The sequence below is a fragment of the Nostoc sp. NMS2 genome (genome assembly GCF_017115105.1).
In the GTDB taxonomy this organism is placed as follows: domain Bacteria; phylum Cyanobacteriota; class Cyanobacteriia; order Cyanobacteriales; family Nostocaceae; genus Nostoc.
This window is the reverse complement of sequence record NZ_JABXKH010000147.1, coordinates 31,916-57,660: the sequence shown is the minus strand read 5'-3', so window position 1 is coordinate 57,660 and position 25,745 is coordinate 31,916. Positions and strand designations below refer to the sequence as shown.

Here is a 25,745-nt window from a genome sequence, read left to right as displayed (position 1 = left end):
GGATATCAAATGGTTATTTTAGGAAATTTATTAATTAAGGGTGGCAGCATCCGAACAGATCCTTATTTTTCAAATGTTATATTTTTATCTCATTTCGATACATTGACAGACATCAAGGGTCATGCAATTACAAATAATGGCGGTGTTTCTTTAAATACTTCAGATAAGTACTTCGGCACTGCATCGGCTCAATTTTCAGGTGCAAGCAATTCTTATTTATCTATAGATGATCCTGCAAGCGACTTTTCACTGCCAGATGATTTTGCAATTGAATGCTTTATTAATTTTTCTTCTCTTGGCGTGACTAATCATTTTCATCCTATTTTAGAAATAGGGAACCCTATTTCTGGAGGGTTCCGAATTGGTTGGTACAATGACGGTAGTAGTTCTTTTTTCCAAACAGTAATCAACAACACTGCTTATAATTCCAGTTTCCCATTTGCTCCAACGACGGATACTTGGTATTATTTTGCATTCACAAGATCGTCCGGTGTTAATTCTTGCTCAATAAATGGTTCTGAATTATCTGGGAGCTTTACCAATGGCTACAGTATATCGAGTGGAAGTTCAAGGTTAATTGGTGGAAGCTCACTTAGTTCATTGCAAAGATTTATCGGAAAAATAGACGAATACAGAATTACAAAAGCTGTTACTAGAGATGTTTCGGTAATTCCAGCAATGCAATTCCCTAATAGGTGAAAAGAGGAAGGGAAAACTAAAGCAGAATCTCGTGTCGAACTCTATGCCACAAACTATTATCCGTGCCAGTGTAGTTGAGACTACGTTGGGTATTACTTTTCAGATAGGTGAACTGCCTACACAGCAAGTAGGGGCAGTGATTGTAACTAACCGCAACGTACCTATTTACACAATTACAACCTCTGCTGCTGCATCAGTTGACGCAGAATCTATTTCAGTCACCGCAACCCCTGTATTATTGGATGCGGGGGTAAAGCTAAACTTTGCTGGAACTATAGTTACCCTAAGCAATGCCGCCCCCGCAGGTTCTACCACACTGCAAACTTTACCCTTGCTTAGTTCGGTTGGTAATGCTGTATCGGCAACTACCAAAGCATTGGTTTTTGTAGCTGGATGTACGGATGCCACAGTTAGCCCAGAGATTAAAAATATCGATACTACCAACTACCTTTCTGGGGTAGGAATGGAAAAGGTGACAACGGGCAATTCTAAGAAGATGCAGCTAAATTTTAACCTAATTTACGGCGATCGCGGGGGCAACATATTGAGGCGAATTGCTTACGATAAGGTTTACGTGGGTCGTGAATTTTATTTCTCGCTGCTATTTCCCAGTGGTGAAGCGCACGAAGGAATAGCATTACTGGAATCGGCATCGCCTACACAGCAGGTACAAGATAAGCGATCCTTTTCGTGCAATGCCCAAGTACAAGGCGATACCTACATTTACACAGCACCGGCATCCGTCAACATTTTCTAAAATATGACAATTACATTAGAACTTACACGCCCTAAATCAGTTACAACCAATGCCCAAAATACCGCGTTGTCAATTGGGACTGTTATAGAAACTGATACATCGACTGAAGAAAGTTTCTTTATTCCCGTTAATCTAGCCTCTACCGATCCACCATCTTTTACCGTTACTAATTCCACTACAACTAGTGGCAGCAATCAAGTCACGACTATCAATAACGGGTTTCAAAATGTCCAAGTGGGTGATGTGGTAACAGGTACGGGGATTGCTGCTAGCACCACCGTGACAGCTAAGGCAAACAATAATACAATTACACTCAACAATAACGCTACTGCACCAGGGACAGTAACATTAACTTTTGACCCGCCAGCAGTAACACCAACCATGTACGCGCTGAAAGTTACTCATGCTAAAGCGGGTTCTGTTTTTGGATTAGCGGTAACTCTTTATACTTATGACGGGACACTGGGTGGTGTGGTAGGGACTGCTGCAAACGCTACCAAAACCATCAAATTGGCATCAACCGATGGGCAAACTGTACAAATTAATACTGATTCCTTTTTAAATAACTTGCGTGTTCCACCTTCAGCGTAATGGGAATACTACAGTGGCTTTTTAAAGCAATCCTTGACCGATTAGACAAACTGGAGAGTAAGATAATGGCAACAATAGAACAGTTACAGACTGAAGTGAGCGATGCAACTGCTGCGATCGCGGAACTTAAACAAACGGCGGCTAATGAAAAGCAAGAAATTGCAGATAAACTGGACGCGCTGGATACTAAGGTTACTCAACAAACAGGAATAATTGAGCAGCTTAAACAGCAAATTCAAGGAACCGTACCTGATTCTATTTTAAGCGAATTAGCTGATGCTACCGCTAGTATTAGAGCAACAACAAACGAAATCAGAAATATTGTTGAAACTGAAACACCAACATCAGTAAGTTGACGCATCACAAATACTTACATTCAAACGGTCATACCGTAGCACTCATTAATTGTAAACTGCACCCTGAGTATTTAACTTGTGGTGCAGCTTATTTTGTGGCGGGACTGCCAAAAACTATGCTTTTATATAGTTTGAAAGGCGATAAAGTCTGTTCGATTGTAATTGCTGAAACTATTAGGAAAAACCCTACATACACCCGTTTGCTTTCACCGTTAGATGATATTAAGATAATTTATGCAAAACCCTTGGGGAGTGCCTGAAGTTATTAATGTGGCTGGATTTCCACTGCCTAAAATGGGCGGTTTGAATCCAGAAGAAAAAGATTACATGGCTGATAAAATCCGCAATGTACAGTTTCAAGAAATTGCACCATTGGCGGAAATTGCTGATTTAGTTGTTGAAAAAGAAAAGATTAGTAAAATTGAAGCTATTTCGCTAATTCGGAAAACATTAGAAGGAAATGCGGGTAAAACAGAAGAGGAAGTAGATAAATTACTAGCCTTTGCAATTGAATATCAACAGGAATTGAGCCGAATTAAAAAGCCCGATATGTTGGTAGAAAGACAATCTCAAGAAGTCGCGGTGATGATATTGCGATCGCGCCTAATTCCACAGTGGATTGTGGAAAATGTGGATAATCTACGCACCTCTTTTCGTTGTTCTTTAGATAAAGATGAGTGCGTTTCACTTATTGCCATTTCTGAAGAATTCTGGTTAACCAATACCACACGGGACAAGGTAATTAGGCAGATTGTTAGGAAACTACCTGAAAATATTTACTCACAAGTTGCTTCATTTGCGTTGGGTGAAGAGAGAGAATGGGCTGAATTACCCAGTATCACTTTTGAGCCGGAGGAAGTAACGCTGGGGGAGCGCTCCAAAGGCTTCGGGAATACCAAGAAGTCATCCAAAAAGAACGCGAATTCTACAGAGAAGCCTACTTTACCATCCAATATTTCGGAGTCACAGACCCCAGTTTCCACCGCCGAAGTTTCCACCGCGTCCCTTGCTGGGTAATTCGGGAGATGGTTAACAGTTTGTATAAGCAGTACAAATTGCACGCCAATGCGATGACATCCACTGTTGCCAAGATAGGCACGATGCTGTCAGAGGCGAAAATGCAAGATTTTTTACCGTTTCCTGACAGTACACAGGAACGGAAGGATTTACCAATGTCGAAGGAAACGGCAAAGATTTATTTGGAATTGCGGTCACAAGGATTGATACCACCAAGGGTATTAGGGGCGTTTGCGGATATTGAAGTGGAGATAGAAGAATTGGCGAGGTGAGCAAGATTCATGGTGAGACGAGATCGCAGAACTTCAGTAAAGCTAGTGTGGGATACAAAACCGACACGGGAGCCAAAACTAAAAAACATCAAACTAGAAATTATTGAAATTGTGATTCCGAATTCTCACTCAGCGAATAAGTAGCCGCAATTATTGGAACTGCTGAACCTTGTTGTAAGCAGCGATCCAAGTCATCAATGTAAACTCTTCCTACACCTTTCCCGCGAAATTGATTATTAATAAACTCATACCAAGAAATAGGAAATGGGATTTTGCAACCGATGTCTTTTGAGAATGCGAATATCCTTTCACAATCTCTCATAGTTGGACAAACTATATAACCTCCCTGTTCGGAACACATTTTAATCAGTTGATGTGTTTTTCCTGTTCCTGTTGGTTTAACTATAATTTCCATATATCTAAAGTTCAAAGTGTTGACAGTTTGCACAATTGCCACTGGGATTAACAGCGCATTGCATAAAAGGCGATCGCGCATTAAACTTACACGAAGGATCGCCCAAGTAGTCAACTTCAATTTCTTGAACCACAGCCCTTGTTTGCTGCACACTAATCATTCCTCGAATGACGTTCGGTGGAATTAATGCAAATATTTGTAGTGCTTCGGCTGCTATTTCTTGTATTCCAGCTAGCCTCATCATTACGTCTTTTGTTTGAGCAAAAATCGCGTTTATTTTGGTCACATCAATATTGAGAACGAGCGTGATCGGGCGCTTAACCCGCTTCTGCACTGCTTTTACTCTGTGGCGGTTTCGTCGGCGTTGCCTAATTGATTCCATAAAGGGAACTCTAGCTATGTAATCAATATTACACTAATGACCTTTTCCGGTAGCTCCCTCGGCACTCTTGAATTACAGCTAACCGCTAATCAAGTAGCTCTACAAGCCCAACTCAACCAAACCCGCGCCTACGCAACACAAGTGGCGCGGGACATTGAGCAGCAGATAAACCGCGCTTTTGGTGGTACTAGAAGAGGTAATACACAGTTACCGGGATTGCAAAACGCTCCATCTCAAGGTGCAACGGCTGGTGCTAGTGCTGGGAGATCGTTTGCTGATAAATTCAAAGATGCGATCGCCCCAATGAAGGGAGCGATTGACAATATTTTTAGTGGTGGCTTACAAAGAGCGGGTGCAGAGGTTTTTAGCTCCGTTACCAATGTAATTGGATCGGCGATTGATGCGGCTAAAGGTTTCGCTGGGCAAATATTCAATGTTACCAAGGACTTCCAGGGGTTTGAATCTTCGTTAAAAACGTTTCTTAAAGGGAACCAGCAGGAGATTGATAAGTTCGTTGCTGGATTAGAGAAATTCGCCGCAACTACACCTTATGAACTTAAGGATTTACAGCAAGCCGCAATTCAGAATTTAGCTACAGGTGCAAAACCCGACCAAATACTTAAAGACTTACAAAGTATCGGTGATGTGGCCGCCGGGGCTAATGCTAGTATCAAAGATTTGATGGAGGTGTACGCCAAGTCCCGAACTGAAGGGCGGTTACAAAACGATGATATTGACCAATTTACGGGACGTGGTGTACAGCTACGCGCCCAGCTTGCTAAACAACTAGGAGCAAGTGAGCAAGAAGTACGGCAATTAGCTACTGATGGAAAGTTGGAGTTTCGCCACTTGGAAGAAGCAATCCGCGCCATGAGCGGACAGGGTGGGGCGTACTTCGATGCGATGAAAAATAAAGCGACTACTTTAGAAGGAAAATTATCTAATGTCAACGATACCTTCTATCAGTTTCAAAAGCAGTTAGGGCAAGCATTTGAACCACTATTTAGCATAGCCACTGACTTTTTAGGACAGCTAGTTAGTGGCTTGACCAATAATAAAGACTTGATGGCTGAGTTAAAAAACCAGACTCAAGAGCTAGCCAATTACTTTAAACAGAATCCTGAAATTGCGGAAAATTTATCAAAGGCATTAAACGAATTAGTTCGTGGTGCAATGTCTGCTCTTGTCGCTGGAGCAAAGCAATTAGGTGAATATTTAAAAGAGAATCCGAGGGCTATTCAAGATGCTGTTAGCGGTGGGATTCAATTAGGAAGAGAAGTAGCGGGTGTGGTTACGAGCGCCGCATCTTTAGTTGGTTACATTGTGCGGTTTACCAATGGGGTCAAGGACGCTGCGATCGCTGTTCGGGATACTCTTGGCAACGCAATGAAGGGATTAGGTATAGGTAAGAAGCAAGATAATCCTATTGCCAATTTTTTGTGGGGTGATATTTCTGGTCAGAGCGAATCATCGCCTTTGCCCCAAAGTTCATCAACTAGTAAAAATGCAAACCCCTTGGGTGCTATAGTCACTGGCGTAAAAGTTTTGGGTGATAGCCTTGCTACGCTTAATTCAAATAATTCAAATCAAGGTATCAAAAGCTCGCCTTACAAAATAGTGGAAAGTGTCGGAAATCATACAGAAGATGTTCATGGCTATAGAGAGTTAGAAAAACATCACCCGTCACGTGGTAGAGAGTCGGGACGCGATTATGAAACTATTGATGGGAAGTTAGAAGAGGTTCGCAGAACTGGTAGTAGAACACTAATCAAAAAAGACTTTGTTCTTTCACAAAATGGTAGCCAAAACGTACCAGTTCCATCACCCGCAGCAGGTCGTGCTAGGGTTTCTTCAGCTTACGGAACTGTGGCGATTTTGGATGATAACGGCAATATCATCGGTCAAGCCCTACACATGAAAAACATCAGGGTAAAAACTGGTGATTCTGTTCAGTATGGGCAGGCGTTAGGGACTCAGAGTGATGTAGGTAGTCCTGGTGCAATACACTCACACGTTGAGTTACCCGCCGAAAAGTGGCAGAAGTATATTCAGGATTTACTAGACGGGGTTTTTAGTGATGGCAAAAAGGCTGTGGCGGGAAACAAAAACCCTGTATGGAATGCTATTGACCAAGTTGTACAACCAGTACAGCAAGCAATCACAAATGCTTTAAGTGGAGGTACACCAACAGGTAGGGGGTTTTCTAGTCGTGCTGCTAATGTTGTTCGTGGAAAGAATGAGGGGATATTTCAGCAAGCTGGAGTAACAAATACCTTGGTGCAAACTATCAAACAAGCTGAGGGTTTTAAGTCCACACCCTACGAGGACAGAACTCAGTATTCTGTGGGTTTTGGAACTAAAGCTAAATCCCGAAATGAGCAGTTAACGGTAGAACAAGCTAATGAACGCTTGTTAGCAGAAATCCAAGCTACCCGTCAAAAAGTGCAAGCAATGCTGAAAGTTCAAGTCAACAGCAATCAGCTAGATGCTTTGACTTCATTCGCTTTCAATGTTGGTGATAACGCACTTGCCAACAGCACTTTACTTAAAAAGCTTAACGCTGGTGACTATGAAGGGGCGGCGGCTGAGTTTGAAAGGTGGAATAAAGGTGAGGATTCACGGGGTACAAAGGTTGTACTTCCAGGGTTGACGCGGCGGCGTGGGGCAGAAAGAGACTTATTTTTGAGTCAGCAGTCAGCAGTCAGCAGTCAACAGTCAGTGTATGGCCCACCACAGCCAACTTCATCTCAACTGGCAACCACATCACAAACCGCACCAAATAGCGCTCTTACCCCTACAGGTGGTAATGAAGAAGATCAACGCAACGTATTGGTGGCGCGGCGTAAAGCAAATCAACAGAACTATCAAGCAATCAAAGAAGAAATTGACTTTGCTACCCAACAGGCTGATGCAGCCCAAAAACAACAACGGGAATTAGCAGCCCAAAAGCGGAAGCAAATTACAGAAGAGGGTGAAGCTAAATTACAACTTGAGATTGCCAAAGCTCCTGACGATGAAGCGAAAAAAGTTGTTGAAAAAAGACTTTCTCGATATCAGGCTGACAGTCAGTATGAAGAAAAATTAATCAAGCTTTCTCAAGAACGCGAAGACTTAGTTGATGTCAGGGATAAAAAACTACAAATTGCGGCTGAGGCTAAGAAACAAGGTAAGACTGTTGATTTTGGTGCAGAGGGAGGTAAGGACTACACTAAAGCAATTGCTCAAATGGATGTAGTGATTGCTTCCGAAAAACAAATACATGAATGGGGATTGCAAACCAACCAACTTAACGAGTCTAACGCACTCCAACAAGAAGCAAGAGTAGAAGTAGAGAAACGTAATTTGGGTGAACTGACACGCGCTCATGATGAGTTTATTAATAAGTTGAAAGCCGAACAATCAGTTGGTAAAACTCAAGAAGTTAAACAAATAATTCAACTAGATATTGATACCAGCGAGAATAAGTATCAGTTACAACAGGCATTGATACCTTTACAAAATGACTTAGATAACCTAAAGAAGCGCAAAGTTTATCTATTGGGTGAAGGCGGTTTAAAAGAAGATTCAGAGCAAGTGAAGGAACTACAAGCTAAAATTGTAGACCTTGAAAAACAGATTGCAGCTACTACCGCTAACTCTAAAGCTAACCTCACATTGATTCAAGATGAAGCTTATAAAGCAATTGAATCAGCAAAATTTACTGACCGAACCTCAGCACTTAATAAAGAGCAAGGCTTGGTTAGCAGCCGCACCTCTTTACTTCAAGGACAAGCTACTTTAATTCGCAACCGTGGCGGTAATGAATACCGAGCATCGGCGCTAGAAGGTGAAGCTTCTCAGATGCAAGAACAGATTAGATATAAACAAGAACTATTACAAATAGAACAGCAGATTGCAGCAGCACGGGGTACTTCTTCTGAATACACAGAAACAGAAATCGGCACGATGAAGGCAAATGCTGAGGCTTTAAATAAAATCAATTTAGAAAGTATTTCAGGACAAGTTAAAACCCTTGGCAAGGATTTGATGGATGTCAGTAAAAACGCCTTGGGAGGTTTTTTTACTGACATCATCACTGGGTCAAAAAGCGCTGGTGATGCTTTTAAAGACCTGATTGGTAATATCGCCAATCAACTCGCACAGCTAGCGGTTAACCAGTTGATTTCCGGCATCTTTGGCGGCGGCGGTGGTCTTCCAGGTGGAGGCGGTGGAGGTGGGGGATTTTTGGGCGGGTTACTGGGCTTTAACCAAGGTGGAATTGTGCCAAATTATGCAGGTGGGGGTAGTGTGGGAGCGATCACAGAGGCTTTACAGCGTGAACGGTCTGCATCTGGCCGTAACCCAGTACTGGCGGCGCTAACACCCGGCGAGATGGTGTTGACAGTGGAACAAGCTAAGAGGTTCCAAGAATTACGCCTTGATAAAGTTTTGAACTTTGCTAATGGCGGGGTAGTTGACAGCAAACCTTTGAATAATTCTAATGATAGCAACGGAGGCATGACCATCAATATCCCCGTCACCGTTCAAGGCAGTAGTCAAACTTCAGTAGATGTTCCACGACTGCAAAGTTCAGTCCGGGCTGTGGTGGTAGAGGAATTGTTAAAACAGCAGCGCCCCGGTGGTGCTTTGAATAGATAACTATTTGCTTCTACACATATATTTATATGTATAAGAGCAATTGTAACCATCAGTAGTAATTCAACCTTTCAAGGACGCGAATTATTTGCGAGACTGAGAAAGCACTGCGGTAATCTGCCATTTTCGCTGTTCCATTTCCTGATAGGAGAAAGTCATTTCGCCACGTCGTCCTATTCCAATGGTGTAAAAACTGGATTTTGGTACATTGTCAATCTTAAAATCAAAAATACATCGGACACTAGAATCGGTTTCAGGGCGAATACCAGCTTCCGTTTTTCCTATGGCGATAATTTTGCCCTCTTCGTTTTTGACAATTACGCTCATTCCTTCCGTAACATCATCATACCCTCTCCCTCCATAGCAGGTACTTGTTCCATACCCGCGCATCCCCGACGCTATTAATTCCAAATACCCAGATATTTGGTTTGTATTGGGTTGCTTGACGAACTGTGCCATTACTGGGGAAACGGCAAGAGCGATGCCTACGGCGGTCTGCGCCAACGCTAGCACGACTACACTTGCTATTCTTGAAATTTTCATGGCTGTCTATGAGTAGTTTAAGTTATCTAAGTCTAACTTCCATTAAGAATATAAATTTATACATCAGTAATAGCTTTGAACTTTGTGTAAGGAAATTGTAAACCTTTCTTTTTCCGAGTTAAACGCATTTACTGCAACAAAAAAACCTGCCATAGATAATATGTGGCAGGTAATGATAAATTGCGGGTTATTGACTAATTTCGAGAGTGAATCTCATTCGTTGCTTTCTCTAGATGACCTACAACCTCGTCTAGCCTTGGTTGCTCACTTACCCATATATACATAAATACTTTTGACTTCTTACTTTTGATTTTTGACTTTGAGCGGAGCCGAAATATGCCTACCCCAATTCTTGAATTAGCACCTACTTGGTCAGCTACAAAGCGTGTCACTGTGCCCGTCTCCCGAACAAAGTTAGGAGACGGCTATGAGCAGATAGTGGCAGAGGGGACAACAGGGGCAATTGAGGAGTGGGATGTGCAAAGCCCTTCATTGCTGACTGCTGTAGCACAAGATAAACTGTCGCAATTGGAAACATTTTCTGGAGTTACGGCTTTTTATTGGAGTCCTGACAACAGCGTTTATATTCCACGCAAAACCTACACTTGTGAGGGCTGGAAAGTAATTCGATTAGGAAATAATTATCAGCAGATTACCGCTACATTTAAACAACAGTTACCATCGCCATCATTCCAAGTAATTTGCAACGGGATTTACACAGACAAAGGTAGAATCTTGGAATTCTTGCCTGAGTCTTACGGCTCATTTTTCACTTTTTGGCTTACTACCAAGGCTGGTCACACGGGTACTGGTGCAATTGAAGTAAATAAGTGGAACAATAATTTATCCACATTCAACAATCGTGTTTGGATGATGGACATTGACAAAGGAAATTACTTTACTTTTGCACCGACAGCACAAACTAAATACTTTTCCTTTAATCAGACAAACCCGGTGCAAGGTTATAAAGCAATTATGTATTTCACAGCCGATTATAATACCCTAAAGTTCGATGGTTTTTCTTGAATCGCCCTCCTTCAAAAGTTTCTTACCTTTGGCAATATAGGGGGTTATCTCCTTACGGATAACGTCACTCATTGTACTGCCATTAGCCAAACACCAAGCATCAAAAGCTTTTTTGTCCTCAGCGTCCACAACAAATTGTATGTAATCTTTTTGGCGGTCTAACTTTTTTCTGGGCATAACTTCAATATTTGTTTGCCCAGCTATTATATCATGATAATTATCATGATATAATAGAAGTATGAGGGCAAAATAAATTCTACACCCTCATAAGGAGGTAAATTGACCCAATCAGGCAAAAACGGGAACGGAAATAAAGAAACCGATCCCGACGATATCCGGCTTTATGAAGCGGCTTATTCAGCCGAAGATGAAGCTCAAGAAGAGATTGTCGGATGGGTAGAGCAGAATATCAAAGAGGAAGAACTTTTCTACCTAGAAGAACTTCCTCCTGAACTCCGCTCTGACGACGAATCAGAATAGTAAGCGTAATTTTTGTCCCTAGTCTAACTAGGGACTTTCTTAATTATGACAGATACGACAGTTTACACGCCAGACCATTATCGAATTTTTGAGTACCGCGAGGGAAAGTGGTTTTTAAAAGTTGGTAAGTTATTTTACTCAAAATTACCTTTTGTTGTTGATTTAAATGACTTTGAACTTCTGTACGGCATTACTAGGCAACAAATAGCTATCGAGTTGTTTAGAATTAATGGTGGTAAAGCTGGTTATTACCTAGCAAATCTGCGAAGAAAGAAATTTTACTACTGTGGAACTGAGCCAGCAGGAGTAAAAGGTAAGATACTAGACTTAGGAATTGGGCGGGAAGACCCAATATCTTAACCAGTGTACCGAATCACAGCGCGGGTACGCTCCACCCAATACCCGCCATACATAAAAATCTCACTCAGTCGCCCTTCTCCGAGATTGTGCAACGCCTTCCCGGTTGAGGGATCTAAAAGTATCGCGGCGTGGTGAGTGCGATCACCCGCAATGCACATCAGTATTACATCATTTGCTTGAAGCGGTTCCGAGGCTTCAAGTTGCCGAAACCCTACTTTTTCAAAGTTAGATTTAAACATATCCCAATCGGGCGAAGTAGTTTCTTCAATATCACCGCGTGGAAAATCAGGCAATTCAATGTCCAGCATCCCTTTATAGTAGCTACGAAATAGAGTGTAGCAATCGCTACGGTTATACTCAAAGCGCCAACCTAAGTAATACTCCAATGACTTTGAAGAGTGGGGGTTAGAAGTTAGCGAGTAGGGGTAGATGTCACCGGGATCGTAGTAGTCCCATTGCCCGAAGGCAGTGTGATATAGGAGATAGGGTAGCTTTGAAGCCTTGCTGTTACTTATATCTGTAGGACTAAGTATCGCTGGTTGAGAATCAAGACAATGACTATGATAAATGGCTGTCACTGGGGTAACAGCGTTTACTTCCTCAAAGTAATCTGTTGAAATTTCAAAGCAATCTTTAGGATTTTCTGCAATATTTGCACAAGGGTAAATGCGATCTTGGCAAACCAACCCACACACTTCTAAATTGGGTAATTGTTGAGAATGGGCCATAATTTGCTGTTTAATCTGACTGCCTATCATTAGTACGTATATACAAATTTAAACAGCATTAAACCACTGCCTTGCGTTAAATTTATCAGCACAAATACTGATAAATTTTATGGATAGGCTGCTGAGTGATAATTGCCTACAAATTCTCACGGAGAAATATTGCTTTGTAGATGGCAGTGAGATTCCTTTTTTGATTAAAGCGCTCCATAGTGCGCGGGATCTTCAGAAAGATTTACAGGCGCTTCCTGATGAGAAAGCTTTGCACCTGCTTGTAGAAGCACAGAAATTAGATGATGCGATCACGGCTAAAATCATAGAGTTGATTTAGGGCAGATTTAGGGGAAGATTAATTTTAATGCTTAAAACCCCTTGTTACTAAAGCCTTATAGCGATATATATCCGCTCAAGGGGCGATGACATAAGCGGCAGCAGTATCAGTATATACTTTATAAGTAGATTTACAATTAAAGTATATTTTGGCTCTAATTATGCCACCTATTAGGCTAATTGATGTTAACTTTTAACCTACTAGCGATCTTCAAATATTCTTAACATAGCTTGAAATCTTAGCGCCGACTTACGAACTGTCTGCTTTTCAAGCCTAGATGCAATCATATCCTTGGTTTAAGTCAATACCTTCGCCATTTTTTGTAGGTTGGGTTTCGTGCCTCAACCTAACCTACGAATCGAGACATTTTTCGATTTGGCGAAGGTATTGTTAGGTGGATTTTGTTAGTTTCCAGAGTAAGGGGTTTATCTGCTGTAACTTTGAGCTATAAATTTTTTCAATTCCAGCTTTTAAATAATCAGAGCAATTGAACAAGAATATGTCAGTAAAACCATTAGTAATCTCTGGCAAGTGATTCTTTTTTACAATTTGAAACTGCACTTTACGATCAACTAAATGACCAAGTACTTGAATTGATGGAATTATGCTATCATCACTAATTAAAAGTGGTTGATTACCTTGACTAATAATGTTAGCTATTTTTGGAAATTCATGGTAGCCTTCAGGTAATTTATTCCACCAAATCTGGGCTTGAGAGTTGAGACTACAAGATATCACCCCGCCCGTAATTACTATGAACACAACAATTGACCAGAGCTTTTTTTGCCAAACTTGAGGAGAAATAGACGTTAACTTAGTAGTAAATAAGTAAGCAACAGCTAATTGTATACCTAAAACTGAGGGAAGGGTATATCGAGTAGTAGCATATCGTTTTTGAAAGACGAAATCCGTTACGAGTAAGGGAAGCCCCACAGATCCAATCAAGGTTAAAACAAATAACCAAACTTTTTTAGGGGTTCTTCGACAAAGAACATAAATTGAGTAGAAAACTATAGCAAAAATAATTAAAATAAATGGAATTAATGCAAGCTTAAGTTTTCCGGGATCGCTTGGGCTAATACCTAAATCAAGAAACGTGCGGCTATAGATACCAGCCCACCTTGTAACTGACCCAAAGAACGTTTGTTTAGCATTAGCCCAAGCTACTGCTGCCGGCTGAGGGTTGTTAATAATAATCCAAACCCAAGGTGCGAAAGTTATAAACCCTGCAAGAGATGAAAACAGGTAATAAATCGATGTTTTAGTCAATCGAAAGCGTTCGATTACAACTACATAAATTCCCTGTGCAAAAGCAACCAAGGTAAAGAACAGATGAGTATAAAACCCTAATACCAACGTTGCTGCATAAATGCACCAACTAACCTTTGTTTTAAGGCGCATGGCTCGCAGCAGTGCTAGGCTCGATATCAAGGTGGCTACTATCCATAAACTGTATGCTCGTGCTTCTTGTGCATACACGACATGAACAGGTGAAACGGCTACCAAGGCTATGGCCATCCACCCTATTAGTGAAGACCCAAATAATTCTTTACATAGCAAATAAATAAAAGGAAAAGTGAACAGACTAGTGAATGCCGAAAAACTTCTGACTGCTGCTACAGAATCGCCAAAGTGTTGTACCCAAAACCTGGTCATCAAAATGTATAGCGGCAAAATCTGTGAGTCTTCTAAAATAACCCCTTTAATTGTATCAATTGTGTTTCTTTCAGAATTGGGATATTGGTATTTACTCAAATCTTTGATAGTAAGTAAACTACCATTACTTAACTGCTCATTCATTTCTGACTGCAGATAACCAGATATGCGTAATGATGAGAAAACTTCATCACCCCAATAGATTTTTTTGTCAATATTGACGAAACGGAAAAATACACCTATTACTAATAGTATTATAATTAAAAAACGTAACCAAAATTGAGATGTAAGCCAGTTTTTTGACAATTGCTTTCTCATGTAGTTCTCGATCTCCTCAAAGCATGAATGAACGGGGATAGAATTTTATTCTGATCGCTATAAAAGGTTATTGGCAGATATTTTGGTTTTCATATTACTCTAAAAGGTGCTAAAAATATTTTATTTATGGTTTTCCAGTTAGAGGTTGTTTGAAGTGTATTAACTAAAAGTATCATCTATCCATAGAATGATATTTAAAAATTTTGCAGCTTTTGGCAACAAGATATCATACCAAATACAATTCGTTATATATTGGCTGATGTATAAATTAAATAATAGATAAATATGGATACGGGCATCCTATATTTTTTTCAATTTACTATTGCGTTGCATTAGGACAGGGATAAGAGAATAGGAAATGAGCTGCATTCGCGCCGCGTCTCGCAGAGAAGAACGCATAGACACTTACTCCTGCAAAAAAGCAAGCTATGCATAGCATTTATTAAAGAAGTGGATTCCCGTAGAGTAAACTGCAAAGGGAAGACATTTATAAAGGGTTTGTGTGTCAGTTTAGTGAATTTTTTAAAAATTTGGATGCTCCCTAATAGATATATAGCAGTCCACTTTGATTTTTGAAATTTATTTGCGTGGTGCGCGTAAAGCCAACTCTTAGAGACGCTGCGCGAACGGCATAGCTTCGCTTAGGGCGAAGCGTCTCGCAGAGAAGCACGATAGGTAGGCAAGAGGAAAGAAGGCTCTTTAATTTATACTTTACTTCGCAAAAATCAAATATTATTCTCACATGATACTTGTAGCGTAAATGTAAAATACTTGTATGAAAAATAAAAATATTTAATAAAGCTAATATTAAGATATTATAATCACACCTTCGAGTAAGATTGAAACAAAAGAGTAGGTTAACGTTTGTTTAAAGCCTCCACCTCTTTGCCAAAAGCAGACTCACTCAGCACTACTGAAACATTAAGGGCCGCCAAAACTATCCTAATTTTGCCACCGACTCTACTTATTACCATCTTCCAGTAATAGAATTAAGGACGAAGCCTTTGTAAAGCTTTCAACTATCAAGAGATAGAAGCTGTAGTAGCAGATTTTACTAAATGTCAGTAAATCAAAATCTGTATCCAAAAATAGGCCTGTAGCACATAAAACGCTTGTAAGATTTTTATGACTTCCCGTATTCGCTTTTTGATGTGTCCTCCTGACCACTATGATGTAGACTATGTGATTAACCCCTGGATGGAAGGGAATATTCACAAGTCATCGCGCGATCGCGCCGTGGAACAGTGGCAGGAATTACACCAGATTCTTAAACAACACGCCATTGTAGACTTAGTACCACCCCAAAAAGGTTGGCCTGATTTGGTTTTTACCGCCAACGCTGGCTTGGTACTGGGGGAAAACGTCGTACTCAGTCGCTTTTTACATAAAGAACGTCAGGGAGAGGAACCTTTCTTCAAAGAATGGTTTGAGGCAAATGGTTATACAGTCAATGAACTTCCTAAAGATTTGCCCTTTGAAGGTGCAGGAGACGCACTCTTAGATCGAGAAGGACGCTGGTTATGGGCAGGATATGGTTTCCGTTCAGAATTAGATTCTCACCCTTATCTAGCTAAATGGCTGGATGTTGAGGTTCTCTCCCTACGACTTATAGACGAACGTTTCTATCACCTGGATACCTGTTTTTGTCCCTTAGCAAATGGCTATTTGCTGTACTATCCAGGCGCTTTTGATTCTTACTCCAACCGCTTAATTGAAATGCGAGTCGCACCCGAAAAGCGAATCGCACTTGCTGAAGCCGATGCAGTCAACTTCGCTTGTAATGCGGTGAATGTGGACAGCATTGTGATTATGAACAAGGCGAGTGATGCTTTGAAAACCCGCCTTGCAGATGTAGGTTTCCAAGTGCTGGAAACACCGCTTACCGAATTTCTCAAAGCTGGTGGCGCGGCTAAATGTTTAACTTTGCGGGTAACGGAACCAGTTAGAGATGAAATTCATGCCAATGTCTCGGTAGAAAGCCGTGTCATTCGCATGGAAGGACATTTGCTGGATGCAGGCTTGATTAACCGCGCCTTAGATTTGATTATAGATGCCGGGGGAAGTTTCCAAGTCCTGAATTTCAACTTGGGAGAACAACGGCAAAGTACTTCGGCAGCCGAGGTGAGGGTATCAGCACCATCTCATGAGGTGATGGAAGAAATCATCTCTCTATTGATTGATTTAGGTGCAGTAGATTTACCCCATGATGAGCGAGACGCGATCTTAGAACCTGTGATCCAAAATGGTGTAGCGCCAGATGATTTCTATGTCAGTACAATTTATCCTACCGAAGTCCGAATTAATGGGCAGTGGATAAAGGTAGAAAATCAGCGCATGGATGGCGCGATCGCAATTACTCAAACCCCCTCTGGCTTTGTGGCTAGGTGTAAAATACTACGGGATTTAGAAGTTGGCGAACGAGTAATTGTGGACGTATTAGGTATCCGTACTATTCGCAAAACTGAATCGCGCGAACAACGCAGCACTCAAGAATTCAGCTTCATGTCGGCGGGCGTTTCCAGCGAACGGCGTGTGGAATTGGTGGTTGAACAAGTAGCTTGGGAATTACGGAAAATCCGCGATGCTGGCGGTAAGGTAGTTGTCACGGCTGGTCCCGTGGTGATTCACACTGGTGGTGGCGAACACTTGGCGCAACTGGTTCGGGAAGGATATGTACAGGCGCTGCTGGGTGGTAATGCGATCGCAGTTCACGATATTGAGCAAAATATCATGGGCACTTCTTTAGGTGTGGACATGAAGCGGGGTGTCGCCGTTCGTGGTGGACACCGCCATCACCTGAAGGTAATTAATAGTATCCGTCGTTATGGCAGCATTCCGAAAGCTGTGGAGGCGGGGGCAATTAAGAGTGGCGTGATGTATGAGTGTGTTCACAATAATGTACCTTTTGTGCTTGCGGGATCGATTCGGGATGATGGGCCTTTGCCTGATACCCAAATGGATTTGATTCAGGCACAGGAGGAATATGCTAAACACTTAGAAGGTGCGGAGATGATTTTGATGCTGTCATCGATGCTGCACTCTATTGGCGTGGGGAATATGACTCCGGCGGGGGTGAAGATGGTATGTGTGGATATTAACCCAGCTGTGGTGACTAAGTTAAGCGATCGCGGTTCTGTGGAATCGGTGGGTGTGGTGACGGATGTGGGATTGTTTTTGAGTCTGTTGATTCAGCAGTTGGATAAGTTGACTAGTCCTTATGTGAATAAGGTAAGTTAGGAAAACGAACCGCCAAGACGCGAAGGGCGCGAAGAAAGGAAATGACAAGAGTAGTTTTCAGGGAAGAGTTGCAGGTTAATTGGGTAAGTTTGATTGCTGATTTCTTGTTGGCGGGGATGGTTTTTGGTCCGCCTATTGCTCCCTTTCTGGCTGCGTCTGGAGTGTCTTTGCTTGCTGGGATTGCGGACATCATTTATTTCATGGGTAATCATGTGTGTCCGCAACCAGCTATGGGGTTAGATTTAGCACCACCATATATTATGGCTGTGTGTATGCGCTGTTACGGTACTGTCACGGGTTTGCTGATTACTCGTCTGCTGTATGGGGTAATTGGTGGTAAGGGATTTTACTGGTTAAGTCAGTATGGATGGAGTGGTGTGGCGATCCCTACGGGGGCAAGCTACGCCAGTGTGCTGATGATGGCTTATCCTTTAGAATTGGCAGCACAGATTTTCGGTTGGTGGAGTTTTAATAATTATCTGGTTACGCCTTTTGGGTTGATTACGGGTTTAGCTTGGGGATTGTTTACTATGCCCATTTTGCATGGGTGGCGGGGTGCTAAAACTAGCTTGGATGGATTTTAGTCTGACTCCTAATTTCTTCTTCAAATCAGCATCCCAGCAATACAAGCGGTGATAAAACCCGCCAAACATCCGCCAATCATCGATCTTATACCCATCCGAGCTAAATCATGCTGGCGATTAGGTGCTATGCCAGTAATGCCGCCAATGGTAATGCCAATTGAACCTATATTTGCAAAGTTACATAAGGCGTAAGTCGCAATAATTACTGCACGTTGGGAAATTTTACCACTTTCAATTAGTGCCTTCAAATCCAAAAAAGCAATAAACTCATTGAGAATTGTCTTTGTACCCAACAAAGCCCCCACTTGCTGACAATCAACCCAAGGTACGCCCATTAACCACGCTACGGGAGCCATAAAAATAGACAAAATCAACTGTAATGACAGTTGCGGTAAACTCACAAATGCCCCCAACCATCCCAGCAGTGCATTTAAAGCAGCTAATAATCCTAAAAAGGCGATAATTATTACCCCGACGTTAACAGCTAGCTTCACGCCGTCAATTGCTCCGGCTGTAGCAGCATCAATTGCATTTACATAATTGGTTTTTATATCTGCCTTTACTTCGCCAAGCGTCTCTGATACTTCTGTTTCTGGGTATAGCAATTTTGATACCACCAATGATGTGGGAGCAGTCATAAAAAAAGCAGCAATTAGGTGTTCTGCTGGTATCCCAAAAGAAAGATATGCCCCTAGTACTCCACCTGCAATTGTGGCAAAACCACCCGTCATCACGGCATGAAGTTCTGATTGCGTCATCTTCGCTATATAAGGTTTAACCATCAGTGCTGACTCTGTTGGCCCTAAAAAGATGTTACCCGCACAGGATAAAGATTCAGAACCTGATGTTTTCAGCGTCTTCATCATTACCCACGCCATCACGTTTACCACTCGCTGTAAAATGCCGTAGTAATATAAGACACTGATAAAGGCAGAGAAAAAGATAATTGTCGGCAGCACTTGGAAGGCAAAGAAATGATCCTTAAAATTTTCTCCAAAGACAAATTTGGCACCAACATCAGAAAATGCTAAAAATTTGCTGACAAAATCTCCCAGAAATTTAAACACAGTCAAACCCCAAGGAGTTTTAAGAATCACCAGCGCCAATGCAAATTCTAATCCCAAACCCCACGCCACTATGCGCCAACGCACCGCTTGACGATTAACCGAAAAAACGTAGGATATACCGATAAAAACTAAGATTCCCAACGCAGAGATGGCGCGTTCCATGTTTACTCCCCAAAAGGTATCGCTAAGGCACTTGGACACAAAGCATACACAAAAATCTGCCTTGTTTTGTGGCTTTGTAGTCAATTACTAGAGTTTTTATCCTGTAAACAAGAAATTAGCGATCGCAAACACCAATAATTTACCAGGTATAGTATGCATAGGCGATCGGGTGCAGTGATTTGTTAAGTGGCGTTGGGTTCATCAGGATCTTCACCAAGGATTTGCTGTGCAGCATGTCGAATGTGCAGAATACGCACTGTAGATGCTTCTTGTCCATCCAAAATAGTGAAAAGGATGCGGTATGAGTTGCGTCCTCGACCATAAAGTAGTTGTCGAATCTCTTGGCTAAAATACTCATTCTCTGGAGCTAAAGGACAGCGCTTCGGCATTTGAGACAAAGAATCAATTGCTTGCAGCAATTCTGCATACCATTGACTTGCTCTTGAAGGGGATATGACTTGGGACAACCGTACGAAGGCACTATCTGCTTCAAATTCCGCCACACTAGAAATTTCGATGCGATATTTCATGAATCAGCTGGCAGATTATACTTGCGACGCTGTTCTTGGGCAAACTCATGAAAAGACCGGAACCGTCCTGCCTCAAAATCATCTAATCCTTGTTGAATCCCCTTTATAGCTGCCTCTGATTCTTGTACTTCCCACTCTAGGAAACTGGTAAGCAACTCAGAGGCTACAAGACTAACATCTTGACCTTGCCGAGCAGCTTTGTCGCGTAGTAATGCTTCTAATTCTGGACTAAGGGTAATGACAATTGGCATAGAGCTACTTCCTTTGGCATTCAGCCTCTGCGAAATATTCTAGCAAACTCAGCAATCAGCAGCTATGTGAACTACTTACAGTACTAAAGAGAACAAACTGGAGGCTGCTAGTTAGGCAAAATCAACCTGTTTTTTACAATCCCATAACTGTGCGATAATGTGCTTCAATTTGCGCGACTGTTTGAGATTTCCGCTTTGTCTCCCATTGACTGCGATTAAATAATTCTTGCCGCAGTTCATCAACATTAATCGTGGTAACTTTACCATCAGCAACAATTTGCTTGCCATTAACCCAAACACTATCAACAACATTACTAGGACGACCTAAAACTAATAAACCAATAGGATCTGTCCGGGGAAGTAATGATAAATTGGTGAGGTCATAAAGGACTAAATCTGCTTGTTTGCCCACACTGAGAGAACCGAGTTTATCTGCAAGATTTAATCCTTTTGCACCTCCAAAAGATGCCATTTCTACCGCTTGTCTGGGCGTAATCCAGTGTTGATAATCTGAGTCTGTAACGTTATGTAAAATAGAACCAATTTTAATGGCTTCTAACAAATCTTGGGAGTCATTACTTGAAGCACCATCACAACCAAAAGTTACATTTATCCCAGCTTGGCGATATTTTAAAATCGGGGCAATGCCACTGCCTAAACGCAGATTACTTAAGGGATTATGAACAACTGTAGATTGAGTTTCGGCGAGAATATCTATATCAGCATTATTTAACCAAACACAATGAGCTAGTGTTGTGCGATCGCTCAAAAACCCAATTCTTTTCAAATGTTCCACAGCAGTACAACCGTACTTTTCTTGGGCGAGTTTTTCCTGTGCCCTGGTTTCGAGTAAGTGTGAGTGACGACAAAGATTGTAGCGATCGCTTAACTCGATACATCCCGCAAATAAAGCATCAGTACACAATTGTATCCCCGTTGGTGCAACTAAAATATTTACACCTTCATCTGGGCGATGAAACTGTCTCACCGCCTCTTCGATAATTTCCAATGTTGCCGCAGTTGAGCGATGATAAGGTTCATGAGTTTTTACTGATTCTCCAGATGGAATCCCTGCGCTAAGGGATTCATCTTGAATTAAAGGGGCGATAAAGGCGCGAATCCCAACTTCTCTGTAAGCGCGAGTGGCAATTGCGATCGTTTCTAACTCAAGTCCGGGAATTAACACCAGGTGATCTACTACACTCGTCCCGCCAGAAAGCAAGGTTTCTACCGCAGTACCCAAGGCACTGAGATAAACCTGTTCAGTGTCGAGGGGGGCAAAATCATACAGTTCCGCCAACCATAATTCTAAAGGCAAAACTGACATGATTCCCCGTTGCCACATCTCTGATGAGTGGGTGTGGGCGTTGAAAAAGCCAGGTAGCAGCAGCTTATTTTTGCCATCTATGACAGTGCCGATTACTGGTAGATTGGGGGCAATGGCTGCAATTGCCCCATCTACAATCTGTACATCTACCGTCGCATAATCATCACTGACGGCAATTAAAACATTCTGAATGGTGAAATTTACCATATTTAACCTTAATTAAGTAATTGTATTTTCAACTGAATTTCAAGTTACAAAATAGAAAATGGTGTTAGGTATTGCAATTTTATGAATTTGCCTTTTCGGACATTGGGAGTCTCACCAAATGCGTGGACAGTGAATGATGCGATCGCAGATATCACTCGTCCTCAAAAACCCCCACAACCCGTTATTTTATCAACAGAAACTAAAACTCTGCGCTTAGACTTGGCAAAAGCCGCTATCCTCGTCATTGATATGCAAAACGACTTCTGTCACCCTGATGGCTGGTTGGCGCATATTGGCGTGGATGTAACTCCAGCGCGTCAGCCTATTAAACCTTTGAATAACTTACTTCCAGAACTTCGTGATGTGGGTGTTCCAGTCATTTGGATAAATTGGGGGAATCGTCCCGACTTGCTCAATATTAGTGCTGCTTCGCGTCATGTCTATAACCCCACAGGGGCAGGCGTGGGATTAGGCGATCCACTACCAAGCAATGGTGCTAGAGTACTGATGGCGGGTAGTTGGGCTGCGGCAGTAGTAGATGAACTAGAACAGCTTCCTGAAGATATTCGTGTGGACAAATATCGCATGAGTGGATTTTGGGATACCCCATTAGATAGTATCTTGCGGAATCTGGGAAGTACAACATTATTTTTTGCTGGTGTTAATGCCGATCAATGCGTGCTAACTACCTTATGTGATGCCAACTTCTTAGGATATGACTGCGTGTTAGTTAAAGATTGTAGCGCTACTACTTCGCCTGAATATTGTTGGCTAGCAACGTTGTACAATGTTAAACAATGCTTCGGTTTTGTCACTGACTCCCAAGAGATTTTAACAACGCTGCAAAAGAGTGAGGAGTGAATCAATTTTGGATTTTGGATTTTGGATTTTAGATTGATTCCATGTATGAATGCTCTTTACTTCGATAAAGAACTTGAGATGTTAGATTTGTTCTCGCGTTTGAATCCGCTTGTTATCAGACATTTTTGAATTATTCAATTCCGTTATCCAAAATCTAAAATCTAAAATTCTGTAATTCAAGACTTGGATTTGAGGAATTTTCATACCCATCGCTCACTTTAGAGGGGATAAATAAATGTACGCTACTCGTTGTATAATTCCGGTTATCAAATCTCCCAAAGATTACCAAGTATATCGCATTAGTCCCAATGACTCTAATCGATTAGCAATTATCTTCGATTCGACAAATGCTAATACTTCCTTGACTTGCTGTATAGAAATTTTTGATGTCGGTGGACAAACACCACCAAATCGCCATCAGTGGGCAGTGGAAATGTTTTTTGTCCTCAAAGGGGAAGCGATCGCAATGTGTGACGGCAAGAGTGCCACGATCAAAGCTGGAGATAGTTTATTAGTGCCTCCCACTGGGACTCATTTGATTAAAAATACTGGTTCTACTCGTTTGTATACCTTGACTGTCATGGTTCCCAACGAAGACTTTTCGGAATTGATTCGCAGTGGCATTCCGACGGAGTTAGATGCAGAAGATATGGCTGTATTGGGGAGATTGAATACTTTGATGCCCTGTTAAAATAATTCGTAATTCGTAATTCGTAATTCGTAATTCATTGGGGATTCCTCGTTTCCATGTGAAACACGGGAACGAGGGAATATTATGAATTACGAATAATTTATCGTTAAAAAACTTTGGTTCTTCAGTACGTATTATGCTGAACTTTTAATTAAAGTCCGTCACTTGCCTTGAAAATCAAGCCTTACAGGGATTTATAGCTTCAATTTCAAAAATCTTGCCTCAAACGCTAAGAATAACAGCTGTTATTATTGCCCAGCAAGGGTTTTAAGCTAATTTACAGACGTATTTAGCATAGCAAGTACTGAAGAGCCAAAACTTTTAGCTTATTAACCTAGTTCATGGGTTTAAGTCCCCTGCTTCTATCAAGCAGCGCGTGAAAGTGTCGGGGTCTAAATCCCCGTCACAAAACGTAATTGCGAATTGCGAATTGGTTTAGCTACGAACTTTAGTAAGGATTTTTTGCGAATAAAACGAAGCCGATTCTTCGTTTTTGGAACAATCTTGTGCAAACTTAATCAAATGATGTCCTACAAGTCCGACGTGAATCAAGTTTTCAATATCACCTGCTTTCAGCGCTGGCTTGGCCATTTTCCAGAAAGTCTGACGATAGTTACTAAATATGCCTATCCGCAGCAAAATATTAGTTAAATAAGTTAAACCTTTGCGAATATTAGCCCCAGAAGCGCGAGCAGGACTGTTAGGTACTTCGATGCGATTTGGATAGGTGTGTTCCATGTTGTAAGCAAACCGCTCATATAAAAATTCTGGCTCATAAGCAGTTGTGATGCAGCGCCGCCACATCTCGACAACTTGCTCGTAGGGCATTAAAAACTCAATATTTGATTCGCGGCTTTCATCAAATACGAGTCGTCCTTCTGCTTCTAACCTCCGCCATAACGGAGTTCTAGGCAATGCATGAAGTAGATTAATTGTCAACATGGGAATTTGGGATGCCCGAATAAATTCGAGAATTCGGTCTGCTGTTTCTGGTGTATCTGTATCTAACCCGATGATGATTCCTGATACTACTTCCATGCCATAGCTATTTAAAACCTGAATTGCCTTTAAGATTGGCATACTCAGATTTTGATCTTTGGAAATAGCATGGAGAGCATCTGGTTCAGGTGTTTCGATACCACAAAAGATTGTGCAGAAATAGGCTTCGCGCATCATCTCTAGCAGTTTTGGACTTTGAGCTAGATTGAGAGTTGCTTCACAGGCAAACTGGATGGGGTAGCCATTGCGTTTTTGCCAGTCAATGAGGTGAGGAAGTAACTTCATCGCAGCGCGGCGATCGCCAACAAAGTTATCATCGACAAAATACACTGCCCCCAAATTGCCAGATTGTCGCATTGCATCTAGCTCGGCAACCACTTGCTCTGGTGTTTTCATCCGGGGACTGTTGCCATAGAGTTCTGGAATATCACAAAACTCGCAGCGATAAGGGCAACCACTAGAAAATTGCACATTTGCCAGAAAATAATCATCGATATTCAGCAAATGATAAGCTGGAGTTGGAAACTCTGTTAAAGGTAAACGTTCCTTAGTTTCAAAGCGGATTTGGGTTTGAGGATGTTCCAAGTTTTGGTCTAGATACTCGATCATGCGATCGCTAGCATCACCCAACTCACCCAAATGTAAAATGTCAAATTCAGGATAATATTCTGGACACCCAGATACCGAAGGACCACCCACCACTGTAATTTTCCCGGCTCGATGGGCAAGTTCATTAATTTGATTAATCTGTGGTTTTTGGATATGCATTCCACTCACAATTACCACATCAGCCCATTGATAATCAGCCCTGGTTGCTGATTTGACATTCTCATCAATAAACCGCACTTCCCATTCTTGAGGTAAGTAGGCAGCCACAATTAAAATACCTTGCGGTGGCATAAAAGCCCGGACATTACCCATGAGTGGGTAAGCGTAATGAAAAGTACCAAATGAGCGGCTGTACTTAGGAAAAATGCAAAGAATGCGTCGATGGTTCGAGGGAACGTAGCTGGTTCTCTTAGTGTTAGAAGCGGTTTTGGAATCGGCCGCTATATAAGTTGGGTTCTCTAAAGACTTCAGATTCACAGTCATCGCAAATTTCACCCCAGAAGACTGAGCAGCTAATTTGACAATCTATTGGCACAATCAGTTGTAATTCCAACTAGCTTACCGCGATCTTCCAGAAGTTTTTAACTGTAAGATATAAAATTTCTTCTATAAGGGCGTGATTCGCTTTTCTCAGAATGCAGTTTTGCAATTACGGAT

26 protein-coding genes are annotated in these 25,745 nt (G+C 41.7%); 15 read left to right on the top strand and 11 right to left on the bottom strand.

Features of this window, described 5'->3' with window-relative positions:
* Nucleotides 1–9 precede the first annotated feature (9 nt).
* From HWQ36_RS26530 to HWQ36_RS26505, 6 genes are all read left to right on the top strand, one after another.
* Nucleotides 10–699: a LamG-like jellyroll fold domain-containing protein gene (locus HWQ36_RS26530; RefSeq protein WP_292708432.1), complete on the top strand. Its 690-nt coding sequence runs from the start codon at nucleotides 10–12 to the stop codon at nucleotides 697–699.
* A 43-nt stretch (nucleotides 700–742) separates the two neighbouring features.
* Nucleotides 743–1,456, top strand: a complete 714-nt coding sequence (locus HWQ36_RS26525) for a hypothetical protein (RefSeq protein WP_292708430.1) — start codon at nucleotides 743–745, stop codon at nucleotides 1,454–1,456.
* A gap of 3 nt (nucleotides 1,457–1,459) precedes the next feature.
* Nucleotides 1,460–2,047, top strand: a complete 588-nt coding sequence (locus tag HWQ36_RS26520; protein ID WP_292708428.1) for a hypothetical protein — start codon at nucleotides 1,460–1,462, stop codon at nucleotides 2,045–2,047.
* A 65-nt stretch (nucleotides 2,048–2,112) separates the two neighbouring features.
* Nucleotides 2,113–2,403 carry a hypothetical protein gene (locus HWQ36_RS26515; protein WP_292708426.1) on the top strand — a complete coding sequence of 97 codons (291 nt, stop codon included), beginning with the start codon at nucleotides 2,113–2,115 and terminating at the stop codon, nucleotides 2,401–2,403.
* A gap of 234 nt (nucleotides 2,404–2,637) precedes the next feature.
* Nucleotides 2,638–3,420, top strand: coding sequence for a hypothetical protein (locus HWQ36_RS26510; RefSeq protein ID WP_292708424.1), 783 nt, complete (start codon nucleotides 2,638–2,640; stop codon nucleotides 3,418–3,420).
* A gap of 8 nt (nucleotides 3,421–3,428) precedes the next feature.
* Nucleotides 3,429–3,692 (top strand): hypothetical protein, encoded by a 264-nt coding sequence (locus HWQ36_RS26505; RefSeq protein ID WP_292708422.1) that lies wholly within the window; start codon nucleotides 3,429–3,431, stop codon nucleotides 3,690–3,692.
* A gap of 100 nt (nucleotides 3,693–3,792) precedes the next feature.
* On the opposite strand, the gene HWQ36_RS26500 is transcribed toward HWQ36_RS26505, so the two are convergent.
* Both HWQ36_RS26500 and HWQ36_RS26495 read right to left on the bottom strand, forming a co-directional pair.
* Nucleotides 3,793–4,107, bottom strand: a complete 315-nt coding sequence (locus tag HWQ36_RS26500) for a hypothetical protein (protein WP_292708420.1) — start codon at nucleotides 4,105–4,107, stop codon at nucleotides 3,793–3,795.
* A 4-nt stretch (nucleotides 4,108–4,111) separates the two neighbouring features.
* Complete coding sequence (locus HWQ36_RS26495; protein ID WP_292708418.1) at nucleotides 4,112–4,489, bottom strand: DUF6464 family protein; 378 nt, start codon at nucleotides 4,487–4,489, stop codon at nucleotides 4,112–4,114.
* 36 nt (nucleotides 4,490–4,525) lie between these two features.
* On the opposite strand from HWQ36_RS26495, the gene HWQ36_RS26490 reads away from it, so the two are divergent.
* Nucleotides 4,526–9,127, top strand: a complete 4,602-nt coding sequence (locus HWQ36_RS26490) for a tape measure protein (RefSeq protein ID WP_292708417.1) — start codon at nucleotides 4,526–4,528, stop codon at nucleotides 9,125–9,127.
* Between the two features lie 81 nt (nucleotides 9,128–9,208).
* Here HWQ36_RS26490 and HWQ36_RS26485 read toward each other — a convergent pair whose 3' ends face one another.
* Nucleotides 9,209–9,667, bottom strand: a complete 459-nt coding sequence (locus tag HWQ36_RS26485) for a hypothetical protein (RefSeq protein WP_292708415.1) — start codon at nucleotides 9,665–9,667, stop codon at nucleotides 9,209–9,211.
* Between the two features lie 336 nt (nucleotides 9,668–10,003).
* Between HWQ36_RS26485 and HWQ36_RS26480 the strand changes: the two genes are divergently transcribed.
* Entirely contained in the window at nucleotides 10,004–10,693 is a 690-nt protein-coding gene (locus tag HWQ36_RS26480; protein WP_292708413.1) for a phage tail protein, read from the top strand.
* Here the strand turns inward: HWQ36_RS26480 and HWQ36_RS26475 are convergent.
* A complete protein-coding gene (locus tag HWQ36_RS26475; protein ID WP_292708411.1) occupies nucleotides 10,670–10,870 on the bottom strand; it encodes a hypothetical protein in 201 nt (66 codons plus the stop codon). The genes HWQ36_RS26480 and HWQ36_RS26475 overlap by 24 nt on opposite strands.
* A 102-nt stretch (nucleotides 10,871–10,972) precedes the next feature.
* Between HWQ36_RS26475 and HWQ36_RS26470 the strand changes: the two genes are divergently transcribed.
* Both HWQ36_RS26470 and HWQ36_RS26465 read left to right on the top strand, forming a co-directional pair.
* Entirely contained in the window at nucleotides 10,973–11,173 is a 201-nt protein-coding gene (locus HWQ36_RS26470) for a hypothetical protein (protein WP_292708409.1), read from the top strand.
* Nucleotides 11,174–11,218: 45 nt separating this feature from the next.
* Complete coding sequence (locus tag HWQ36_RS26465) at nucleotides 11,219–11,533, top strand: hypothetical protein (RefSeq protein ID WP_292708407.1); 315 nt, start codon at nucleotides 11,219–11,221, stop codon at nucleotides 11,531–11,533.
* On the opposite strand, the gene HWQ36_RS26460 is transcribed toward HWQ36_RS26465, so the two are convergent.
* A complete protein-coding gene (locus HWQ36_RS26460; RefSeq protein WP_292708405.1) occupies nucleotides 11,530–12,291 on the bottom strand; it encodes an NlpC/P60 family protein in 762 nt (253 codons plus the stop codon). The two genes, HWQ36_RS26465 and HWQ36_RS26460, sit on opposite strands and share 4 nt — an antisense overlap.
* Nucleotides 12,292–12,370: 79 nt before the next feature.
* On the opposite strand from HWQ36_RS26460, the gene HWQ36_RS26455 reads away from it, so the two are divergent.
* Nucleotides 12,371–12,589, top strand: coding sequence for a hypothetical protein (locus tag HWQ36_RS26455; RefSeq protein WP_292708403.1), 219 nt, complete (start codon nucleotides 12,371–12,373; stop codon nucleotides 12,587–12,589).
* Nucleotides 12,590–12,979: 390 nt separating this feature from the next.
* Here the strand turns inward: HWQ36_RS26455 and HWQ36_RS26450 are convergent, their stop codons facing one another.
* Entirely contained in the window at nucleotides 12,980–14,563 is a 1,584-nt protein-coding gene (locus HWQ36_RS26450; RefSeq protein ID WP_292708401.1) for a glycosyltransferase family 39 protein, read from the bottom strand.
* Between the two features lie 1,125 nt (nucleotides 14,564–15,688).
* Here HWQ36_RS26450 and HWQ36_RS26445 point away from each other — a divergent pair.
* Together HWQ36_RS26445 and HWQ36_RS26440 are read left to right on the top strand one after the other, a co-directional pair.
* Entirely contained in the window at nucleotides 15,689–17,800 is a 2,112-nt protein-coding gene (locus HWQ36_RS26445; RefSeq protein ID WP_292708399.1) for a TIGR00300 family protein, read from the top strand.
* A gap of 41 nt (nucleotides 17,801–17,841) precedes the next feature.
* Entirely contained in the window at nucleotides 17,842–18,384 is a 543-nt protein-coding gene (locus HWQ36_RS26440) for a DUF2085 domain-containing protein (RefSeq protein ID WP_292708397.1), read from the top strand.
* Between the two features lie 20 nt (nucleotides 18,385–18,404).
* On the opposite strand, the gene HWQ36_RS26435 is transcribed toward HWQ36_RS26440, so the two are convergent.
* The 4 genes from HWQ36_RS26435 to HWQ36_RS26420 all read right to left on the bottom strand — a co-directional run bounded on the left by HWQ36_RS26435 (nucleotide 18,405) and on the right by HWQ36_RS26420 (nucleotide 21,928).
* On the bottom strand, nucleotides 18,405–19,613 hold the full coding sequence (locus tag HWQ36_RS26435) for a NupC/NupG family nucleoside CNT transporter (protein ID WP_292708395.1): 1,209 nt from the start codon (nucleotides 19,611–19,613) through the stop codon (nucleotides 18,405–18,407).
* Nucleotides 19,614–19,795: 182 nt separating this feature from the next.
* Nucleotides 19,796–20,143, bottom strand: coding sequence for a type II toxin-antitoxin system RelE/ParE family toxin (locus tag HWQ36_RS26430; protein WP_292708393.1), 348 nt, complete (start codon nucleotides 20,141–20,143; stop codon nucleotides 19,796–19,798).
* On the bottom strand, nucleotides 20,140–20,394 hold the full coding sequence (locus tag HWQ36_RS26425; protein WP_292708391.1) for a hypothetical protein: 255 nt from the start codon (nucleotides 20,392–20,394) through the stop codon (nucleotides 20,140–20,142). Before HWQ36_RS26425 ends, HWQ36_RS26430 begins: the two co-directional genes overlap by 4 nt.
* A gap of 133 nt (nucleotides 20,395–20,527) precedes the next feature.
* Nucleotides 20,528–21,928, bottom strand: coding sequence for an amidohydrolase (locus HWQ36_RS26420; RefSeq protein ID WP_292708389.1), 1,401 nt, complete (start codon nucleotides 21,926–21,928; stop codon nucleotides 20,528–20,530).
* 81 nt (nucleotides 21,929–22,009) lie between these two features.
* Between HWQ36_RS26420 and HWQ36_RS26415 the strand changes: the two genes are divergently transcribed.
* Nucleotides 22,010–22,789: an isochorismatase family cysteine hydrolase gene (locus HWQ36_RS26415; RefSeq protein WP_292708387.1), complete on the top strand. Its 780-nt coding sequence runs from the start codon at nucleotides 22,010–22,012 to the stop codon at nucleotides 22,787–22,789.
* Between the two features lie 235 nt (nucleotides 22,790–23,024).
* Nucleotides 23,025–23,480, top strand: coding sequence for a cupin domain-containing protein (locus tag HWQ36_RS26410; protein WP_292708385.1), 456 nt, complete (start codon nucleotides 23,025–23,027; stop codon nucleotides 23,478–23,480).
* Nucleotides 23,481–23,915: 435 nt separating this feature from the next.
* On the opposite strand, the gene HWQ36_RS26405 is transcribed toward HWQ36_RS26410, so the two are convergent.
* Nucleotides 23,916–25,571 (bottom strand): B12-binding domain-containing radical SAM protein, encoded by a 1,656-nt coding sequence (locus tag HWQ36_RS26405; protein WP_292708383.1) that lies wholly within the window; start codon nucleotides 25,569–25,571, stop codon nucleotides 23,916–23,918.
* Between the last annotated feature and the right edge of the window lie 174 nt (nucleotides 25,572–25,745).